The sequence below is a fragment of the Parahaliea maris genome (assembly GCF_008064665.1).
GTDB lineage: Bacteria > Pseudomonadota > Gammaproteobacteria > Pseudomonadales > Halieaceae > Parahaliea > Parahaliea maris.
On record NZ_VRZA01000004.1, the window covers coordinates 40246 to 59661 of the forward strand.

Below are 19416 nucleotides of genomic sequence, written 5' to 3' on the forward strand. Positions count from 1 at the left end.
CTAGAAGTTGTACATCAGGCGCACACCGGTGGTCCGGGGGCGGCTCGGGCTGATATCAAACTGAACGTAGGGGTTGCTAGGGTTGCCTCCGCTGTTGCCCGCGTCGTAGTACTCGTCGTCGAGCAGGTTCTCGACATACAGGGCCACGGCCCAGCCACTGTCGGCGCGGTAACCGGCGAGCAGTTGTACGTCGTTGAACTCACCGACCTCGCGGGCGCCTTCAGGGAAGCTTGTGGTGAGGGCGTTCAGCGGCAGGTAACTGTTGGGGGCGTCGTCTTCCCAGCTCCAGGACAGGTTGCCGTAGATCTCGCCCTTGCCGACGGGCACACTGCCGTTGATTACCGCAAAGGCGGTCCATTCGGGTGCCCCCGGCATGGCCTGGCCCTCGCAGGCGTTGATGTCGCCCAGCACGCGCTCACCCTCGGAGCAGAATTCCTGGATACCCTTGGCCTCGCTGTCGAACCAGGCGAAGCCGAGGCCGATATCCATGTAGTCATTCAGTCCCAGGTTCCAGGTGCCCTCGACACCGTTGGCGTCCACGGTGCCGACATTACAGATGACGACTCCGGGCTCTCCGGGCACGCCGCAGGTGGCCTGCAGGTCCTCGTATTCGTAGATAAAGGCACTCAACTGTACCTGGCTGCGGCCGTCCCACTGGGTGCCCTTGAAGCCCACCTCATAGGAGATCACGCTCTCGCCGTCAAAGGAGCCGGGTTTGTGGGTGCCGGGGTAGGCGTAGATGGTTCCCCACAAACCGTCGGGGTCCACTTTGAAGCTGTTGTAGCCACCCTGCTTGTAGCCGGTGGTGACGCTGGCGTACAGCAGCACGTCGTCATTGGGTCGGTAATTGACCACGCCGCGGTAGGTCGGCTCGGACCAGGTGCGGGAGTCCTTGACCGGGCCGTCAGGCGTGTAAAAACCGGTCTGCACCCGCGGTCCGAGGACCGGGCTCGGGTTGAGGTCGGTCCGTACCTCCTGGGAAAACTCTTTCTTGTCCTCGTTGTAGCGCACGCCGACGCTGGCGTCCCACTGCTCGCTGAAGCGGAAGTTGAGATCCACGTAGGCCGCCCAGCCGGAGAACACGCCCTTGGTCTGGTTCCAGTCGTCCATGCGCCCGGTGGGGCTGGCGACCCAGTCGTAGGTGCCGAAGTAGTCGTAGAGCACGTAGGCGTAGGCGCCGTCGTAGGCGTTGTTGTAGTAGTCGAACACGCCCTCACAGGTATCGCCCCAGTACACCGTGCAGTACAGGTCCTCGTCCTGCTGGCCCATGAACAGGGAGTCGATCTCCTCGCGGTAGTAGGACACCCCGGTATACCAGTTGAACATGCCCTCGTTGTCGGAGGTCAGGCGCAGTTCCTGTTCGAAATAGTCGCCGTCCTGCTTCTGTTCATAGTTGAAGATGGTGAGAGGAGTGGCGTCGTAGTCTTCGGTGTAGTGGTAGTTGTGGTCCTTGTAGCCGGTGAGGGAGGTCAGGGTGGCCCAGCCCAGGTCGTAGTCGACCACCAGGCCGATACTCATGGCTTCGCCCTCGTCGATAATGCCGTTGTCCGGCTCATCGATGTTGATCTTGCGCGGGTCCGAGGGCACCACGATGTCGCCGTAGATTTCCTCCAGCATGGCGAAGGAACCGGCATTGCCGGTGGCGCGGTAGATGGTGCCTGACTGGTCGCGGTCCTCGTATTCGACGTACAGCTTGGCTGTCAGGTTGCCGCCGGCGTCGTACAGACCGGTGATGCGGATGGCATCCTTGTTGTGGTCGATGTGATCCTTGCCGGTGGCGATGTTGCGTACGTAGCCATCCTCCTCGGAATGATAGCCGGCCACCCGTACCGAGAAGCTGTCGGTGAGATCAAAGCTCGCGCCCAACTCGCCGGTGAAGATACCGCGTTCGCCGATACGCACGTCCATGTAACCGTCGCGCTCCCCCTGGGTCGGCGTCCGGGTGAAGATATTGAGCGCGCCGGAGATAGAGTTGCGCCCGAACAGGAAGCCCTGGGGGCCGCGCAGTACTTCGGCCCGCTCGACGTCAAACAGGCTGGACACCGCGGAACCGTTACGGCCCTGGTAGAAACCGTTCTTGTACACACCGAGGGAGGGGTCGCCGCCGTTGCCGAAGTCGTTGGTCACGATGCCGCGGACGCGGATCGAGTCCATGAAGCTGTCTTTGGAGTTACCGGTAACGCCCGGGGTGAAGGAAACCAGGTCCTTGACGTCATCGAGGTTCACATCGCGGAGAAAATCCCCTGAGAGGGCGGAGACAGACAGCGGCACGTCCATCACCGAGGCGGCGCGCTTGGTAGCGGTAACGATGACTTCTTCCAGCGCCTGGGCGTTCGCGCCGCCGGCACCGGTCATCAGAATGGAGGAAACGGCAATGGCGAGGCCGTTGCGCTGGAACTTCTTGCCTGGGCGAGCGGCCCTGTCGAGAGCGGTGCGGGACCGGGAAAACTGGTTTGGACTCATGACTACCCCTTTTTTTGCAAGTACACGTCCTTCACCCAGGATGGGTTGCAGGAATGAAAACGGTTTGCGGGCGTCATACAGCCACCCGAAACGCTGGAATAGGTTTTATGGCATTTCGGCGAACTGAAGTGCTGTTTTTACAGCGGATTCTGGTTTGGTGGTTCAGTTCTGTCGGGCGAATTTCAGACTACGGAAACGATTCCGGTGATGCAATATGGTGCGGGTAAAAACGCCTACCCACTTAGGGGTAGGCCGTCCTGAGTCGCCCGCGGCAGCAGGCGGGAGTGTCTCAGCGCGTGTGCTCGAGCGGAATGCCCAGCGCCGTCAGGGTGTCGCTTATCGATGTGAGTTGAGTAGCGTAGCGCCGCCAGCGACCGACTGACCGGGTATGTGCCGCCTCACGGACCTGGACCACGCTGGCGGTGGTAACGGCCGCGTCCTGCTGGTGAAATTCCAGGCAGGCGGGCTCCCAGGGCAGGTCGAGAAATTCGAGCAGGGTGCGGGCGTGTGGCTCCGGATTGGCTGCCACGGCTTCGTAATCGACTTCAAAGAAGCGCTCGCCAAAGCGCTGGCGCCAGACGCCCATCATGCGATGGTAGCGGGCGTGGTGCCTCGCCATCTCGGTCTGCTCGTAGGAGTGGGGGTAGGCGTCGGCAAACAACTGCTTGAAGCTGGCGAAACAGGCGTCCATGGGATCCCGTCGCAAATGGATGATGCGCGCGTTGGGCAGGGCCGCCAGGATCAGTGGCAGGTAGCGGTAGTTGGTGGGCAGTTTGTCGACAAAGCGCGGCAGGTTGCCGCGCAGCTTGCGGCTGGTACTGAGGTAGGCCTCTCCGAGCCTGGCCATGTCGAGTTCACTGGCACCCCGCGCCAGCTCCGCCGAGTTGCGGGACTTGCCCTGGTAGTTCAGCAGGCGACGGATGGCGCCGTCGAACTGGCGCAGCTCGCCTGCGGAGTGCACCTGGGAATGACTGGTGATGATCCGCTCGACCAGGGTGGTGCCCGTACGCGGCTGACCGACGATGAAAATGGGTGACGGGTCGGGGCAGCCGGGGGCGCGACTCGCCAGCCAGTCCCCGGTGAGCAGGTCCTGCAGGGTATCGAACAGCGCCACCTCACCGGCCTCGTCGTATTGCAGGGTACTGCGGCGGGCCTTCGCGCCGGCGGCAAATGCAGCGAAGGCGGCGTCCCAGTCCTTGAGATCCTCCAGTTCCTTGCCCAGGCCGTAATTCAGGTAGGCCAGGTCGCGCGGGTCACTGCTCGCGCCGATCAGTTGGTGCAACTGGCCGATGTGCTCCCGGTCCTGCGCCTTGCGCAGGTTGGATAACAACCAGTGGGCGTTGGCGTTGCCGGGCCGGTTGCCCAGCGCCCGACGGAGGCTGGTCTCCGCCACGTCAAAGTCTCCGAGGAACATGCGGTTGTTGGCGTGATTGATCAGGAAAGGCAGATTGTCAGGCTGGCTGGCCAGGGCGCGATCCAGCCAGATGCCCGCCTCGCGCGCGTCGCCCAGCAGGGTATAAACCGTGGCGATGGCGTCCTGGACCGCAGGATTGTCGTCCTGGAATTCCACCGCTTTCGACAGTGCCTCATCGGCGCGATTGACGTGTCCCATGCGCATGAACAGGCGCGCCAGCTGGGCCCAGGCCGCACCGTGTTGCGGCGCCAGCTTGGTGACCGAGCCGAAGGCCTGTACGGCCATCCCCGTCTCGTTGCGATCCTGGGCGACCAGGCCCACCAGGAAGTGGCCCTCGGCCAGGTCCGGCTTGGCGGTGAGCACCTTGCGGGCACAGTTGATGGCCCCCTGGTGATTGCCGCGAGACAGGGCCACGTAGCCCTCGCGCAGACTGTCCTGCATCCAGGCCTGGGGAGGGGGGCTTTGGTTCATGTAACTGCCTTGTCGCTGTGCGAGTTTCGAGTGAGTGGTCGGCTGAGGTACGGGGAACTTTCCCGCAAGATTATGCCAGTCGTGAACCAGCGACGTCACCCGCCGCTTGCGAAAGCGGCCGCCGGCGCTGCACACTTCTGCTGGAGGGCCGCCCTTGAGCGGCAGTCACTCAGCTTACAACATTCGCATCATACGCATTAGAAAGCAGTCGCAAAGGGGACACGGATAAATGGCAGCATTCAGCGAGCAGGTGTACGCAAAACTGGTCGAGGAGGAGGATGCTCGAGTTTGCCGCGATATTCCGGAGTCTGCCTGCGCTGACCAGCCGCGGGCCTTTACCCTGCAGTTGCTGTCGCAGGTACTGACCAAGATTGGCGACACCCTCACCAGCTCGCGCCTGGTGCTGGCCTGGATGCTGTCCTCTCTCGGCGCGCCAGCGCTGTACATCGCCATGCTGGTGCCCCTGAGGGAGTCCCTGTCGCTGATGCCGCAGCTGTTCGTCGCCCAGGCGATGCGCGGGTATCCGCTGCGCAAAGTGTTCTGGGTGGCGGGCAGCGTGGGCCAGGGCGTCTGCCTGTTGTTGATGCTGCCCGCGGTACTTGCGCTCGAGGGGCATGCCCTCGGGATAACCGTTGTCGGCCTGTTGGCGCTGTTCAGCCTGAGCCGCGGGGTGTGCTCGGTGGCGGCCAAGGATGTGCTGGGCAAGACGGTCTCCAAGAGCCGGCGCGGCAGGCTGAGCGGTCTGGCGGCCTCGGCCTCGGGGGCCATCACCCTGGCGGTGGCCGGCACCCTGTTGCTGGCCCCCCTGTTTTACAGCAGCGACGCGGTGGCCGGCAGTCGCTGGTTTTTTGCCGGATTGCTGGCCGCCTCCGCCGTGCTCTGGTTACTGGCTGCCATGGTCTACTCCGGGGTGCCGGAGGTCCCGGGAGCCACCGAGGGCGGGGGTAACGCCATTACCGAGGCCCTGCGCAGTATCGGACTGTTGCACAGCGATGCAGACTTCCGCCACTTCGTGATCTCGCGCATGTTGCTGGTGTCGACCGCCTTCGCCATTCCCTACCTGGTGGTACTGATCCAGCAGAACAGCCGGGCGGGGGGCTTCGGTTTCGCCACCCTGCTGCTGGCAGAAGGCCTGGCGGGACTGCTGTCCGGGAACGTCTGGGGACGCTGGTCCGACCATGCCTCGGAGAAGGTGATGGCCAGCGCGGCCTCGCTGTCACTGCTGTTGATGCTGGCGACCCTCGCACTCAATTTCTGGCATCCGGCCTGGCTGGGTTTCCCGCCAGTGGCGGGCCTGCTCCTGTTCTTTGCTGCGGTGGCCCACCACGGCGTTCGCATCGGCCGCAAAACCTATCTGGTGGATATGGCCAGTGGAGGCAACAGGGCCCAGTACACCGCCGTTAGCAATACTGTGATCGGCCTGTTCCTGCTCTGCGGCGGCGGGCTCGGATGGGTCGATGCTCGCTACGGTACCGCCACGGTCCTGGCTCTGCTGGCCGCACTGGCGGTGGCGGCGGTGTGGAGCTCGCTGCGCCTGAAGCCGGTGAACTGACCGCGGCTCTCGTGGGGACGCGGGGAATTGCGGGGTGCGGGCAAGTCACCTACCATGCCAAGCGACTTTTATCCGGGATGTGTTATGAAAACAATAAAGGTATTTTTCGCGTTGTGCCTGTTCTGCACCGCGCTTGTCCAGGTAGAAACAGGCGAGGCGGAAACAGGCGAGGCGGAAACCCTCAGGGTCGGCCTGTCACCGGACTATGCGCCGCTGGCTTATCGCCAGGACGGCCGCATCGTGGGTATCGAACCTGACAATGCCCTGGCGGTTGGCAAGATCCTGGGCAGGGAAGTACAGCTGGTTCCGATGCCATTCGACGCCCTGCTGCCTGCGCTCGAGCGCGGCGAGGTCGATGTGCTGATGTCGGGCCTGAGCGTTACCGCAGAACGCAGTGCCCGGGTGACATTCACCGAACCCTATATGCGGGTGGGGCAGATGGCCATCATGTACCAGGACAAGATTGCCCGCTTTTCCCAGCCCTGGGCGATCTATCGGGAAGGTGTGCGTGTAGGCGTTGAGCCGGAGACCACCGGTGCTGCCTTTGCCGCGCGGGAGTTGCCGGATGCCGAGGTCAGCTTGTTCGCCAATCCCGACCAGGCGTTCAAGGCCCTGCGGGAGGATCGCATCGATCTCTATGTGCACGATGCGCCCACCAGCTGGCAGCTGGCAAACGATTCCGCCAACGGCGACCTGATCAGTACCTATGCGCCGCTGACGGAAGAAATGCTGGCCTGGGCGGTTCGCCAGGGAGACCTCGCGCTCAAGTCAGAACTGGAACGGGCGCTCAACCTGATGCGCAGCAACGGGACCCTGTCCTATATCCAGAGTCGCTGGATTCCGGTCCAGGTCGAGGTGAAGTCCCCACTGCAGTAAGTGGGGACCAGCAGCCGGCGGCCTGCGATGGGTCAGCCCGGGAAGTTGTACTCGTGGCCCCAGAGATCGCCCTCGGTGCTGACCGTGGGGGTGTAGTTGTCCCAGTCCACCTGCAGTCCGTCGTAGCCGTATTCCACGGCAATTCCGCCGGGCGCCAACACGTAGAACGAGCACATGTTGTCGTTCACGTGGCGTCCCAGGCTGGCGATCACCGGGTGGCCGGCCTTGTTGACCCGGTCCAGGGCCAGGCCGACCTCGTCGAGGGTGCTCACTTCCACCATGATGTGCACCACACCCAGCGGGCTGGGGTGGTTGTACAGGGCGAGGGAGTGCTGCCGGGGGTTGTCGGCATGCAGGAAGACCACCCGGGTGTCGGGGGCGCCCTCCGGCATGGGCGGCGTCAGGTCGTCGCTGATGGCGAGGCCGATCAGGCCGGTGTAGAAGTCGATGCTGGCCTCGATGTCGGGAGCGGGTACCACCGCGTGGCCAAAGCCCATGTCACCGGTGTATTCGTCACCGGTCACAAAGGCTGAAACCCCGGTGGGGGAAATCAGCGGCTTGTAGTCCAGCTTGCGGCCGTAATACAGCTCGAGCAGATTGCCGCCGGGATCCGTGATGGACGCGAAACCGCTGACGCAGCGCCGCGCGGCCTCACCGCTGGCGCCCGGCTCGACGCTGAAACCGGCGGACTCCAGGTCGGCGCACACGCTGTCAAAGTCGTCGCGGCTGCGATACTCGAGGCCGCAGGCCAGCAGGCAATCGCTGTCACCGGGCTCGATCATGAAGCGGAAGGGGTGGGCGTCCATGCGCAGGAAGCGTGCACCGGCGCTGTCTTCGCGCTGTGCATCCATCAGGCCCAGCATGTTGGTGCCGAAGTCCATCCAGGCGTCGGCGTCGCTCGCCTGGATTCTTAGATAGCCAATACTTGCCAGTCCCATGGTTTCACTCCTGTGTGCTGCCTGTACGTTGAGAGCAACGGGTGGCCGCCCGTTGCTTGCCGCATTATCAGAGCTTTTGCCGCGCTCATCAGCCCTGCCGGGGCATTCTGCGGGCGACGGTATAGCTATGGGAACTTGCCGGGCCCTCAGTCTGGCGCGATCACCTCTGCGGTGCCCCGGCCGCGGCTGTCGGCGGCGGCGCTGACCGTGCCCTGCCTGACCTGTATGGCCTGGACGTCGCCGAGATTACCCCAGCTGTTGGGTTCTACCGTATAGCCCATGGCTTCCAGTGCCTTGCGGTTGGCGGCGGGTATATCGCGCTGGTCGTGGCGGATCAGCGTGGCCTCGGGCAACTGGTGATGGAAGCGGGTCACGTCCACGGCCTCCTGCAGCGGCATGGCGTAGTCCTCGAGGTTCAGCAGCACCTGGAAGACCGTGGTGAAGATCGTGCTGCCACCGGGGCTGCCGACCACGAGTGCCACCTGGCCGTCACGCAGTAGCAGGGTTGGCGTCATCGAGGAGAGCATGCGCTTGCCCGGTGCTATGGCGTTGCGGTCGGAACCCACTACCCCGAAGGCGTTGGGCACACCGGCCTTGGCCGAGAAGTCATCCATTTCGTTGTTCATGAGGAAGCCGGCGCCTTCGATCACGGTACCGGAGCCGAAATCCCAGTTCAGGGTGTAAGTGAGAGACACCGCGTTACCGTCGCCGTCGAGGATCGAGAAGTGGGTGGTCTCGGTGGATTCCAGGCCGGGCTCGATCGCCGTGGCAGGGGAGATGCTGTCGGGGCGGATCTCCTTCGCCCGTCGGGCGAGGTAGTCCGGTGCCAGCAACTCCTGCACCGGCACGTCGACGAAATCGGGATCACCCAGGTACTCGGCGCGGTCGGCGAACATGCGTTTTTCCAGCTCCGCCAGCAGGTGGACGTAGCGCGGGCTGTTGTGGGGCAAGCCCTCGAAGTGCGCGCCGGCCAGGTCGTGCATGTGCAGCAACTGCAGCAGGGCGACCCCGCCGGAGCTGGGCGGCGGTGCGGTGACCACCTCGTAATCGCGCCACTGTGCGCTGAGCGGCCGGCGCCACACAGGTTCGTACCTGGCCAGGTCCGCAGCCGTGATCAGGCCCCCGGTGGCCTTCATCGTGCGCACGATTTTCTTTGCGGTGACCCCGCGGTAGAAGTCGTCCGGGTCCTGCGCCAGGCGCATCAGCGTCGTGGCCAGATCGGGCTGGGGGAAACGCTCTCCGGCCTTCATGGCGCCAAACCAGCTGCTGAAGTTGCTGTGCTGGCCAAACTCGACAGCCGCCTCGTCGGCCAGTTCGGCCAGGCGCTCGGGCACCACAAAGCCGCGGTAAGCCAGGTCGATGGCCGGTTGCAGCAGGCGTTTCCAGGGCAGGCTGCCGTAGCGCTCGTGGGCTGCTCTCATCCCGGCGACCGTGCCGGGTACCCCGGAGGCCTTGCCTCCGAACAGCGACGCGGTGGGGTGCACTTCGCCGCTGTCGTTGAGGTACATGTCGCGACTGGCAAGGGCGGGTGCTTTTTCCCGAAAATCGAGAAAGTCGCTACTGCCATCCATGTAGCTGAGCATGAAGCCGCCACCGCCAATATTGCCCGCCTCCGGGTAGGTAACGGCCAGCACGAAGGCCGTGGCAATGGCGGCATCGACCGCATTGCCCCCCTCCTCGAGCACCGCCACTGCCGCCGCGGTGGCGTGGGGTTCCGGACTGGCCACAGCGGCGGTGCCGGCCCTGGCGGAGACCGCCCAGCACGGTAGTAGCACCGCCAGCAACAGGGCGGTGGTGAAGTAACGAACGAACAGACGCTGGGTGAGGGGCATGCTGTGGCTCCATGGCTGCAGTTATCTCGCGCACCCTAGCAGAACCACAGGTGACCTTGAATAACCCTTTGGTCCACGGGCAGCTGATCAGAAAAGTCAGCCGTCCCGGAACTTCATGTCATTGAGACAGGGCCGGGCCTGCTCGATACTGAACGTCATAAGACCAATCAATCAGGCGAGGGCAGCCATGACCGACGTCGACGTACTCAGCGAGGCATTCGAGCTGGGATTTACCTACACCCGCTCCACCGGGCCCGTGATGGGCCGGTTTCTCACCGCCTTGCGTGACAAACGCATCGAGGGTATCCGCGCCAGTGACGGCCGGGTGATCGTGCCGCCGATGGAGTACGACCCGGAGACCGCGGCGGCCCTGGACGAATTCGTGGAGGTTGGCCAGGAGGGCGAGGTGATGAGCTGGTGCTGGGTCAGTGAGCCGCGCCGGGCGCATCCCCTCCAGCAGCCCTTCGCCTGGGCGATGATCAAACTCGATGGCGCCGATGTGGCGATGATCCACTGTATTGCTGCGACCGATGAAGCGGCCCTGCACACGGGCGCCCGGGTCAAAGTACGCTGGGCAGATGAACCCCGTGGTCATATCAGCGATATCGCCTGTTTTGAACTGGCGGGGGTGGCGCCATGAGCGAAGACAACAACGCGCAGGCACGCGAGCCGGTCACCGGCATGGACGCGCCAATCTACCTGCAGTACCAGTTCACCGCGGGGCGCGCCCCCAGCCGCTTCCTGCATGCCCTCAAGCAGGGGCGCCTGACCGGGCAGCGCTGCCCTGGCTGCAGCCAGGTCTACATTCCCCCGCGCGGGTCCTGCCCGGCCTGTGGCATTGCCACCGATGAGGAGGTAACCCTGTCCAACAAGGCCACGGTGCAGTCCTTCACCATCGTCTACATCCCGATTCCCGGCAACCCGATCAAGCCGCCCTACATTGTTGCCAACCTGGTGCCGGACGGTGCCAATATTTCCTTCATTCACCTGCTCAGCGACTGCGTCAACGAGGAGGTACATATCGGTCAGCGGGTTGAGGCGGTGTGGAAACCGGCGCAGGAGTGGGATTACAAGATGGACAACATTCTCTACTACCGCCCCCTGGAGGAACCCGACGTCCCGGTGGAGCTGATTGGCCGGCTGCCGGTGGAAGGTTGGGAGGGCCAGGCCTGATGAGTGCCCAGAGAGAAATTGCCATCGTCGCGTTTCATCAGTCGCCCTGCCAGGCGAGTGCCGGTGCCGCCAACGAGGTGGAGCTGATCATGCCCGAATTGCGGGCCGTCTTCGACCAGGTGGGGCTGGCCAACGCCCAGGACGTGGACTTCGTCTGTTCCGGCAGTTGCGACTATCTGCAGGGCGCTGCCTTCGCTTTCGTGGCCGGTGTCGATGCCCTGGGTGCGGTGCCGCCCATACGCGAGTCCCATGTGGAAATGGACGCCGCCTGGGCGCTGTATGAGGCCGTGTTAAAAATCCGTATGGGCCACGCGGACTCGGCCCTGATCTACGGCTTTGCCAAATCCTCTCCCGGTGAATTGCCGATCGTCCTGTCGCAGCAGCTCGACCCCTACTATCTGGCGCCGCTGTGGGTGGACACCGTGTCTCTGGCGGCACTGCAGGCCCGCCTGATGCTGGATGCCGGGCTGATCACCGAGGGTGATATGGCTGAAGTGGTAAAACGGTCCAGGCGGAATGCCATGACCAATCCCTTGGCGCAGCTGGCCGGTGAAACCTCCGTTGCCGACCTTCTTGCCAAGCCGCATTACCTCTCGCCCCTGCGCCGCCACGACTGCTGCCCGGTATCCGACGGTGCGGCGGCGATGATTATCGCCACTGTGGAGCAGGCCAAAGCCTGGGGTATGCCCTACGTTCGCCTGAGCGGGATCGATCACCGGATAGAGAGCCACAATCTGTGTCTGCGCGACCTCACCGATTCCGTGTCCACCCGCAAGGCGGCGGCTGCCGCGGGGATGAATGCCGGCGCGGTGGATGTGGCCGAACTCTACGCGCCCTTCAGCCACCAGGAAATCATCCTCAGCCGCGCGCTCGGCCTCGGTGAGGACACCCGGGTCAACCCCTCGGGGGGGGTGCTGGCCGGCAATCTGATGATGGCCTCGGGGCTGTCCCGGATCGGCGAGGTGTTTCAGCGCATCGTTGCCGGAGAGGCCGGGCGCGGTGTGGCTCACGCCACCAACGGGCCCTGCCTGCAGCAGAACCTGGTCGCAGTTTTGGAGGCAGCGTAATGGCACAACTGGCAGCAGTAATCGGTACCGGCCAGACCCGGTACAAGACCCGGCGCGGCGACGTTTCCATCGCCGGCCTCCTGCGCGAGGCCGCCGTCAATGCCCTCGAGGACGCCGGCCTCGGGTTTGAGGATATCGACGCCGTGGTGATCGGCAAGGCGCCGGACATGTTCGAGGGCATCGTCATGCCCGAGTGTTACCTGGCAGACGCCCTGGGCGCCAACGGCAAACCCATGCTGCGGGTGCACACCGCGGGTTCAGTGGGGGGCTCCACCGCGCTGGTGGCGGCCTCCCATGTGCAGAGCGGCACCTTCCGCCGGGTCCTCACGGTCACCTTCGAGAAACAGTCCGAGTCCAATGCCATGTGGGCGCTGTCCACCCCCCAACCCTTCGCCGTGCACCTCAACGCCGGCGCCGGGGGCTATTTTGCCCCGATTATTCGCGAGTACATGCGCCGTTCCGGAGCGCCTTACGATGTGGGCATCAAGGTCGCGGTGAAGGATCGCCTGCACGGAGCCCGCAACCCGCTCGCCCATCTGCAGAAGCCCGATATCACCCTGCAGGAGGTGGAGGAGTCCATGATGCTGTGGGACCCGATTCGCCTGCTGGAGGCCTGTCCGTCCTCGGACGGGGCCTGTGCCATGGTGATTGCCGCCGAGGATGCCGTGGACTCCAGCCCCCGGCCCCCGGCGTGGATTCGCGGTGGGGCCATGCGCTCGGAGCCGACCATGTACGCCGGGCGCGAGGAAGTGAACCCCCGCGCGGGGCGCGACTGCGCTGCCGATGTCTACGCCCAGGCGGGTATTCGCGATCCCCGCAGGGAGCTCGACTGCGCCGAAATCTACGTTCCCTTCAGCTGGTACGAACCCATGTGGCTGGAGAACCTGGGCTTTGCCGAGGAGGGCCAGGGCTGGCGCCTCACCATGGAAGGGGCCACGTCCATGGATGAGGGGGGGGACATTCCCTGGAATCCTTCCGGGGGGGTGCTGTCCTCAAACCCTATTGGCGCTTCGGGCATGATCCGCTTCGCCGAAGCGGCTCGCCAGGTGCGCGGTGACGCCGGCGCCCACCAGGTGGAGGGAGCCAGACTCGCCATGGGGCATGCCTATGGCGGCGGTGCCCAGTTCTTCGCCATGTGGATTGTCGGGGCCGATAAACCCTGATTTTCCTTTCCCCACACGGATTCAGGCCATCTCGCTTCCGCCGGGACCGGTGGACTGCATCCGTTACCCAACTAGACTGTCAACAACAGCCGAGGACGTCGTTATGACAAGGCATTTCAATATTGCCGACCTGTTTGAAATGGTTGCCGACAAGGTTCCCGGTCGCGATGCGCTGGTGTGTGGGAGCCAGCGTGCCAGCTACGGCCAGCTCGAGCAACGGGCCAACCGGCTCGCCCACTACCTGGCCAGTCGCGGGGTAGGGCCAGGCGATCATGTTGGTCTGTATCTCTATAACTGTAACGAATACCTTGAAGGCATGCTGGCCTGTTTCAAATTGCGTGCGGTGCCCATCAACGTCAACTACCGCTACGTCCGCGATGAACTGCTGTATATCTTCGATAACGCTGACTTGGTGGCCTGCCTGCATCATCGGGAGTTCGCTCCGCATATCGCCGAGGTGCTGGAGGCGGCCCCGAAACTGACCACACTGGTCTACGTGGACGACGACAGCGCAGCGGATGTCGATGCCGTGGGCAGCGCTGAATACGAATCGGTGCTGGCCGGCCAGAGTGCGGAGCGGGATTTTCCCGAGCGGGCTGACGACGACCTGTTCGTGCTCTATACCGGCGGTACCACTGGCATGCCCAAGGGAGTGATGTGGCCGCACAAGGCCGTGTTTTATGCCGCCATGGGGGGCGGGGGCTGGTATCACCCGGACGGGGCCATCAGTGAGCCGGAGCAGATCGCATCCCGGGTGGGCGATTTCCCCATTATCGGCATGGCGCTGGCGCCGCTGATGCACGGCGCCTGCTGGTGGTACGCCTGTATCCAGTTGCTGGCGGGGAATACGGTAGTGCTCAATCCCCACCACTCTCTAGTGGGCGAACAGGTCTGGAGCATTGCCGAGCGGGAAAAGGTCAACTCGGTGACCATCGTCGGTGACGCCATGGCCATTCCCCTGCTGGAATCGCTGGAGGCCAACCCCGGGCGCTGGGACCTCAGTGCTATTTTCAATATCGGCTCCGGTGGCGCCGTGTTCTCCGAAAGCAAGCAGGATGCCTTCAAGGAACACTTCCCCAATGCCTTCATCACCAACTCCTTCGGCTCCTCGGAAAGCGGCAGCATGGGCCTGGATGGCGGCGGCAAGCGCGGTGAAGGGCTTGGCAATGTCAGCCGCAGTGATTTCATGTCGGTGCTGGTGGAGCAGGGCGACGCGCGCTGGCGCCACGCCCAGCCCGGGGAAACCGGTATCTTCTCCCGCGGCGGGCACATTCCCACCGGCTACTACGGCGACCCGGAAAAAACCGCCGGGACCTTTGTATCGGTGGAAGGCCAGACCTGGCTGCTGACCGGCGACGAAGCCCGCCTGGAAGCCGACGACAGCATCACTGTTTTCGGCCGCGGCAGTAATTGCATCAACACAGGCGGAGAAAAGGTCTACCCTGAAGAGGTAGAGCAGGCGCTTAAAATCCACCCCGCGGTGTTCGATTGCCTCGTGGTTGCCACCCCCGATGAGCGCCTCGGCAGCAAGGTGACTGCCGTGGTGGCAGCCCGGCCGGGCGCCGAACTGAGCCTCGAATCGCTGCAAAGCGTTGCACGGGAGCACATTGCGGGGTACAAGATTCCCAGGGAACTGCACCTGGTGGAAGAAGTGCCCAGGGCACCAAGTGGCAAGCCGGCCTATCCAAAGGCGCTCGAGATTGCCCTGTCGGGGCGCCACCTGGCGAGTTAGAAGCAGATGTCTGTGGGGCGGGAGGGCAACACCGTGGAAGAGCTGGATATCAGCACCGAAAACTGCATCATCGAGCAGGATGGTCACGTCCTGATCGTGACCCTCAATCGTCCGGAGGCGAAAAACGCCTTTACGCCCGCCATGCTGTTGGGGATGTACCGGGCCTGGCGCCTGCTGGACCAGGAGGAGGACCTCTACTGCGCCATACTCACCGCCAATGGCAACACCTTCTGTGCCGGAATGGACCTGAAGGCCGGCCCCGACGGCCAGGAGGCCAATGAGGAGTTCCTGGCAGTGATGGCCGAAGTGCCCAACGTGCACTGGCAGGCGCTGTTACGGGACAACCTGCCGAGTAAACCCATTCTGCTGGCGGTCGAGGGCTATGCCCTGGCCGGCGGCACCGAGATTCTCCAGGGCACCGACATCCGGATCGCCGCCGAGGACGCCGTGTTCGGGGTCACTGAGGTGGCCCGGGGCCTGTATCCCATGGGCGGGTCCACGATCCGCCTGCGGCGCCAGATACCCTACTGCATTGCCGCCGAGATGCTGTTGTGCGGTGAGCACATGAGTGCCCAGCGGGCCCTCGAGTGCGGGCTGATCAACCGTATCGTGCAGCCCGGCGAAGCCCTTACCACCGCCCGCGGCATGGCCCGGCGTATCTGCCAGAACGGGCCACTGGCCGTCCAGGCGGTGACCTGCTCCCTGCGCGAACACCAGGAAAACATGGCGGAAGAGTCGGCCATGGTCGCCTCCGATGCCCTCGCCGGCCCGGTGTTTGCCTCGGCGGATGCCCGGGAGGGCATGCAGGCCTTCAAGGAGAAGCGGCCTCCGCGCTTCACCGGCGAGTGAGCAGAGGCTCTGCCGATTCCGGCACGCGTCCGTCGCCCGCTCGCTCAACTTCCGCATCCATTACTTCCCACTTTGTTACCAGAGAGGTTTTATGTCCCAACAGGCCAGTGTTTTTAGTGCGGTCGCGGCCGAGCGTCGCTCACTGCGGGCCTTTTTACCGCAACCGGTTGACCAGGCAACCCTCGAGGCCATCTTTGTCGACGCGGCCCAGGCGCCCAGCAACTGCAATACCCAGCCATGGCAGGTGCACGTGGCATCGGGCTCCGTCCTGGAGGAACTGCGCAGGCTCCTGCCGGAGAAATTCCTGGCGGGGGAATTCAGCATGGATTTTCCCTACGACGGCACCTATGAGGGCGTCTACAAGGATCGTCAGTATGGGGCCGCCAAGGCACTGTACGACTCCCTCGGCATCAGCCGCGAAGACAAGGCCCGCCGCCAGGAGGCCTTCATGCGCAATTTCACCTTCTTCGATGCGCCCCATGTAGCCTTCCTGTTCCTGCCGGAACCCTTCGGCCTGCGCGAAGCCGCCGATCTCGGCATGTTTGCCCAGACCCTGATGCTGGCCATGACCGCCCGGGGCCTCGGCAGCTGCCCCCAGACAGCCCTGAGCTTCCTGGCCAACCCGGTGCGGGAAACGCTGGGCATCGAGGGCACCAATAAACTGTTGTTCGGGATTTCCTTCGGCTACCCGGACCCGGAGGACGCGGTCAACAGCTGCCGCACCGAGCGCGCCCCGCTGACCGACTTTGTCCGCTTCCACGGGGGGCAGGCGTGAGCGAGGTCCTGCTGCAACAACGCCACGGCGCCGTCCTGCAACTCACACTCAATCGCCCGCACAAGAAAAACGCCATCGACAATGCCCTGTGGATTGCCCTGCGGGAAGCCTTTACCGCGGCGGCGGAGGATGACAGCGTGCGCTGCGTGGTCCTGCACGGCGCCGGGGACAATTTCAGCGCCGGGGTGGATCTCTCCAGCTTCACCGACGCCGGTGAGGGTGAGCACCCCTTTGAATCCGCCGCCCGCGCGGTGGCGGACTTCGACAAGCCCTTTATCGCTGCGGTGCACGGTGTCGCGGTGGGCGGCGGCGCAACCGTCCTGTTTCACGCCGACATGGTGTACGCCGGCGAAAGCCTGCGCTTGCGGCTGCCCTTTGCCGCACTGGCCCTGCCGCCGGAGTGGGCCAGCAGTTACATGCTGCAGGCCAATATCGGCGCCCAGCGAGCGGCGGAGCTGTTCTACAGCGCCGAGTGGATTGACGCCGGTCGCGCGCGGGAGCTCAACCTGGTACTGGAGGTGGTGCCGGAGGCCGAATTGCTGGAGCGGGCGCTGGCCCGGGCGCAGATCGTGGCGCGCTGGCCGCTGAACGGGCTGCGCGAGATCAAGCGCTGCCTGCGCCTGCCTCACCGGGCCGCTATCGACGCGGCCTTCGCCGCGGAGCAGGCCGCCATGGCGCGCCAGGCCGGCTCAGCGGAAAACATCGAGGCGGTGATGGCCATCATGGAGAAGCGCGAGCCCCGCTTCGACTGATGGGCGGCGCAGCCCCGCTCAGGGCTGGATAAATTCGGTGACTTCCAGGTTGAAGCCGGACAGCGCGTTGAAGTGGACCGGGGCTGACAGCAGACGCATCTTGCCCACACCCAGGCGCTTGAGAATCTGGGAGCCGGTGCCGATGACCCGGTAGTTCTGGGTGCCGTCGGAGCTGGCGGGTCCCGCTACCAGAGGGGGTTCCGGGAACTGGCGAACTTCATCCAGCAGGGATGCTGCGCTCTGGTCCTGACCGATCATGATCACCGCGCCGCAACCCTCCTCGGCGACGCGCTGCATGGCGCGGCGATAGGACCAGCCTTCACTGCCGTCGATTCGGGTACCGAGTACATCACGCAGGGTGTTGACGGTCTGTACCCGCACCAGGCAGGCCTCGTCCTCGCGGATTTCACCGCGGGTCATGGCGAAATGCAGGGTGTCATCCACCAGGTCGTGGAACGTGTGCAACTCAAATTCACCGAACTCGGTTGTCACCGTTTTGCTGTCGCTGAGTTCCACCGACTGCTCATGCAGGGCGCGATACTCGATCAGGTCGGCAATGGTGCCCATGCGCAGGCCGTGTTTTTCGGCAAACACTTCCAGTTGCGGACGGCGCGCCATGGTGCCGTCCTCGTTCATGATCTCGACGATCAGCGCCGCCGGCTCGAACCCGGCCATGCGCGCCAGGTCCACGCCGGCCTCGGTATGGCCGGCCCGGCGCAGTACACCGCCGGGCTTGGCCACCAGCGGGAAGATGTGGCCCGGCTGGATGATGTCGGTGGGGCTGGCCGTTGCGGCTACCGCCTGATGGACGGTGTGGGCGCGCTGCACCGAGCTGATGCCGGGGCCCTTGCGCTCGGCGGCGTCGATGGAGACGGTAAAGTTGGTCTCGTGCTGGGAGCGATTGTCACGCACCATCAGCGGTAGCTGCAGGCGCCGGGCACGCTCCTCGGTAATCGGCATGCAGATCAGGCCGCAGGCCTCGCTGGCGAAAAAGGTAATGATCTCTGGCGTGACCGCTTCCGCGGCCACGATCAGGTCACCTTCGTTCTCCCGGTCCTCGTCGTCCATCAGGATGACCATCTTGCCCGCGCGGATGTCGTCGAGAATGTCGGGGATGCTGCTGAGAGCCATGGGAATCTCCGGGTTACAGCAGCTCGATGCCTACCGCAGTGGCCTCACCGCCACCGATACACAGGGCGGCAACGCCGCGCTTCTTGCCGTATTTCTGCAGGGCGTACATCAGGCTGACGATGATCCGCGAACCGGTGGAGCCAATCGGGTGGCCCTGGGCGCAGGCGCCGCCGTGGACATTGACCTTGGCGTGGTCGAGGCCGAGGTCCTGCATGGCCAGCATGGTGACCATGGCGAAGGCTTCGTTGATCTCGAACAGGTCAACGTCCTCGCTGCTCCAGCCGGTCTTTTCGAACAGCTTCTGCATGGCACCGATGGGCGCGATGGTGAACTCGGCCGGTTCCTGGCTGTGGCGTGAGTGGGCCACGATGCGAGCCATCGGCTTGAGGCCGCGGCGTTCTGCTTCACTCTCGGCCATCAGCACCAGGGCGCTGGCGCCGTCGGAAATCGAGCTGGAATTGGCCGCAGTGATGGTGCCTTCCTTGTCAAAGGCCGGGCGCAGGTTGGGGATCTTGTCGATGGCGGCCTTGTGGGGCTGCTCGTCGTCTTCCACTACCACGTCGCCCTTGCGGGTCTTGACGGTGACCGGCACGGTTTCCGCTTTCAGGGAGCCGTCTTCGATGGCGGTCTTGGCGCGGGTCAGGGACTCCACGGCGAAGGCGTCCATCTGCTCCCGGGTCAGGCCGCGTTCGTTGGCGGTCTGCTGGGCGAAGCTGCCCATGGCACGGCCGGTGTAGGCGTCTTCCAGGCCATCCAGGAACATGTGGTCGTAAACGGTTTTGTGGCCGGCGCGCAGACCGCCCCGGGCGCCAGGCATGACGTAGGGTGCGTTGGTCATGCTTTCCATGCCACCGGTCACCACCACCTTGTTGGTGCCAGCCGCGATGCTGTCGTAGCCGTAGATGGTGGCCTGCATGCCGCTGCCGCAGAGCTTGTTCAGGGTGACCGCACCCGCGCTCTTGGGGATACCGGCACCGATGGCCGCCTGGCGGGCCGGGCCCTGCTTCAGGCCGGCGGGGAGAACGCAGCCCATGAAGACTTCGTCCACATCGGCCGCGTCTACGCCGCTGCGGGCGATGGCTTCGGCGATGGCAGTGGCGCCCAGTTCGGGGGCGGTGACTTCAGCCAGGCTGCCCTGCAGGCCTCCCATGGGAGTGCGGGCACCGGCGACGATGACGACTGCTTCTTGGCTCATGGTGTGGTTCCGGTCAGGTTAGTGGAGTGGAAG

16 protein-coding genes are annotated in these 19416 nt (G+C 64.4%); 10 read left to right on the plus strand and 6 right to left on the minus strand.

Features of this window, described 5'->3' with window-relative positions; genetic code table 11:
- Both FV139_RS12070 and FV139_RS12075 read right to left on the minus strand, forming a co-directional pair.
- A complete protein-coding gene (locus FV139_RS12070) occupies positions 1–2463 on the minus strand; it encodes a TonB-dependent receptor (RefSeq protein ID WP_235898642.1) in 2463 nt (820 codons plus the stop codon).
- Between the two features lie 289 nt (positions 2464–2752).
- Positions 2753–4348 (minus strand): tetratricopeptide repeat-containing sulfotransferase family protein, encoded by a 1596-nt coding sequence (locus FV139_RS12075; RefSeq protein ID WP_148068716.1) that lies wholly within the window; start codon positions 4346–4348, stop codon positions 2753–2755.
- A gap of 229 nt (positions 4349–4577) precedes the next feature.
- Here FV139_RS12075 and FV139_RS12080 point away from each other — a divergent pair, with 229 nt between their 5' ends.
- Together FV139_RS12080 and FV139_RS12085 are read left to right on the plus strand one after the other, a co-directional pair.
- The gene (locus FV139_RS12080; RefSeq protein ID WP_148068717.1) at positions 4578–5900 is read left to right on the plus strand and encodes an MFS transporter permease; all 1323 of its coding nucleotides are present in this window, start codon (positions 4578–4580) and stop codon (positions 5898–5900) included.
- A gap of 84 nt (positions 5901–5984) precedes the next feature.
- The gene (locus FV139_RS12085) at positions 5985–6776 is read left to right on the plus strand and encodes a transporter substrate-binding domain-containing protein (RefSeq protein WP_187276508.1); all 792 of its coding nucleotides are present in this window, start codon (positions 5985–5987) and stop codon (positions 6774–6776) included.
- Between the two features lie 32 nt (positions 6777–6808).
- Here the strand turns inward: FV139_RS12085 and FV139_RS12090 are convergent, their stop codons facing one another.
- Together FV139_RS12090 and ggt are read right to left on the minus strand one after the other, a co-directional pair.
- Entirely contained in the window at positions 6809–7714 is a 906-nt protein-coding gene (locus tag FV139_RS12090) for a VOC family protein (protein ID WP_148068719.1), read from the minus strand.
- Positions 7715–7860: 146 nt separating this feature from the next.
- On the minus strand, positions 7861–9546 hold the full coding sequence (gene ggt, locus FV139_RS12095; protein WP_148068720.1) for a gamma-glutamyltransferase: 1686 nt from the start codon (positions 9544–9546) through the stop codon (positions 7861–7863).
- 187 nt (positions 9547–9733) lie between these two features.
- Between ggt and FV139_RS21145 the strand changes: the two genes are divergently transcribed.
- The 8 genes from FV139_RS21145 (at position 9734) to FV139_RS12135 (ending at position 17057) form a co-directional block, all read left to right on the plus strand.
- The gene (locus tag FV139_RS21145) at positions 9734–10186 is read left to right on the plus strand and encodes a Zn-ribbon domain-containing OB-fold protein (protein ID WP_148068721.1); all 453 of its coding nucleotides are present in this window, start codon (positions 9734–9736) and stop codon (positions 10184–10186) included.
- A complete protein-coding gene (locus FV139_RS21150) occupies positions 10183–10719 on the plus strand; it encodes a Zn-ribbon domain-containing OB-fold protein (protein ID WP_148068722.1) in 537 nt (178 codons plus the stop codon). Before FV139_RS21145 ends, FV139_RS21150 begins: the two co-directional genes overlap by 4 nt.
- Positions 10719–11786, plus strand: coding sequence for a lipid-transfer protein (locus tag FV139_RS12110; RefSeq protein WP_148068723.1), 1068 nt, complete (start codon positions 10719–10721; stop codon positions 11784–11786). Before FV139_RS21150 ends, FV139_RS12110 begins: the two co-directional genes overlap by 1 nt.
- Complete coding sequence (locus FV139_RS12115; protein ID WP_148068724.1) at positions 11786–12949, plus strand: thiolase domain-containing protein; 1164 nt, start codon at positions 11786–11788, stop codon at positions 12947–12949. The genes FV139_RS12110 and FV139_RS12115 overlap by 1 nt, the downstream gene beginning before the upstream one ends.
- Before the next feature lie 103 nt (positions 12950–13052).
- Positions 13053–14681 (plus strand): acyl-CoA synthetase, encoded by a 1629-nt coding sequence (locus tag FV139_RS12120; protein WP_148068725.1) that lies wholly within the window; start codon positions 13053–13055, stop codon positions 14679–14681.
- 33 nt (positions 14682–14714) lie between these two features.
- Positions 14715–15530 (plus strand): crotonase/enoyl-CoA hydratase family protein, encoded by an 816-nt coding sequence (locus FV139_RS12125; RefSeq protein ID WP_148068726.1) that lies wholly within the window; start codon positions 14715–14717, stop codon positions 15528–15530.
- A 91-nt stretch (positions 15531–15621) separates the two neighbouring features.
- Positions 15622–16305, plus strand: coding sequence for a nitroreductase (locus FV139_RS12130; protein WP_148068727.1), 684 nt, complete (start codon positions 15622–15624; stop codon positions 16303–16305).
- Positions 16302–17057: an enoyl-CoA hydratase/isomerase family protein gene (locus FV139_RS12135; RefSeq protein ID WP_148068728.1), complete on the plus strand. Its 756-nt coding sequence runs from the start codon at positions 16302–16304 to the stop codon at positions 17055–17057. The genes FV139_RS12130 and FV139_RS12135 overlap by 4 nt, the downstream gene beginning before the upstream one ends.
- Positions 17058–17075: 18 nt before the next feature.
- Here FV139_RS12135 and ribB read toward each other — a convergent pair whose 3' ends face one another.
- Together ribB and FV139_RS12145 are read right to left on the minus strand one after the other, a co-directional pair.
- Complete coding sequence (gene ribB / locus FV139_RS12140) at positions 17076–18188, minus strand: 3,4-dihydroxy-2-butanone-4-phosphate synthase (protein WP_148068729.1); 1113 nt, start codon at positions 18186–18188, stop codon at positions 17076–17078.
- A gap of 13 nt (positions 18189–18201) precedes the next feature.
- On the minus strand, positions 18202–19383 hold the full coding sequence (locus tag FV139_RS12145) for an acetyl-CoA C-acyltransferase (protein WP_148068730.1): 1182 nt from the start codon (positions 19381–19383) through the stop codon (positions 18202–18204).
- Positions 19384–19416: the final 33 nt, after the last annotated feature.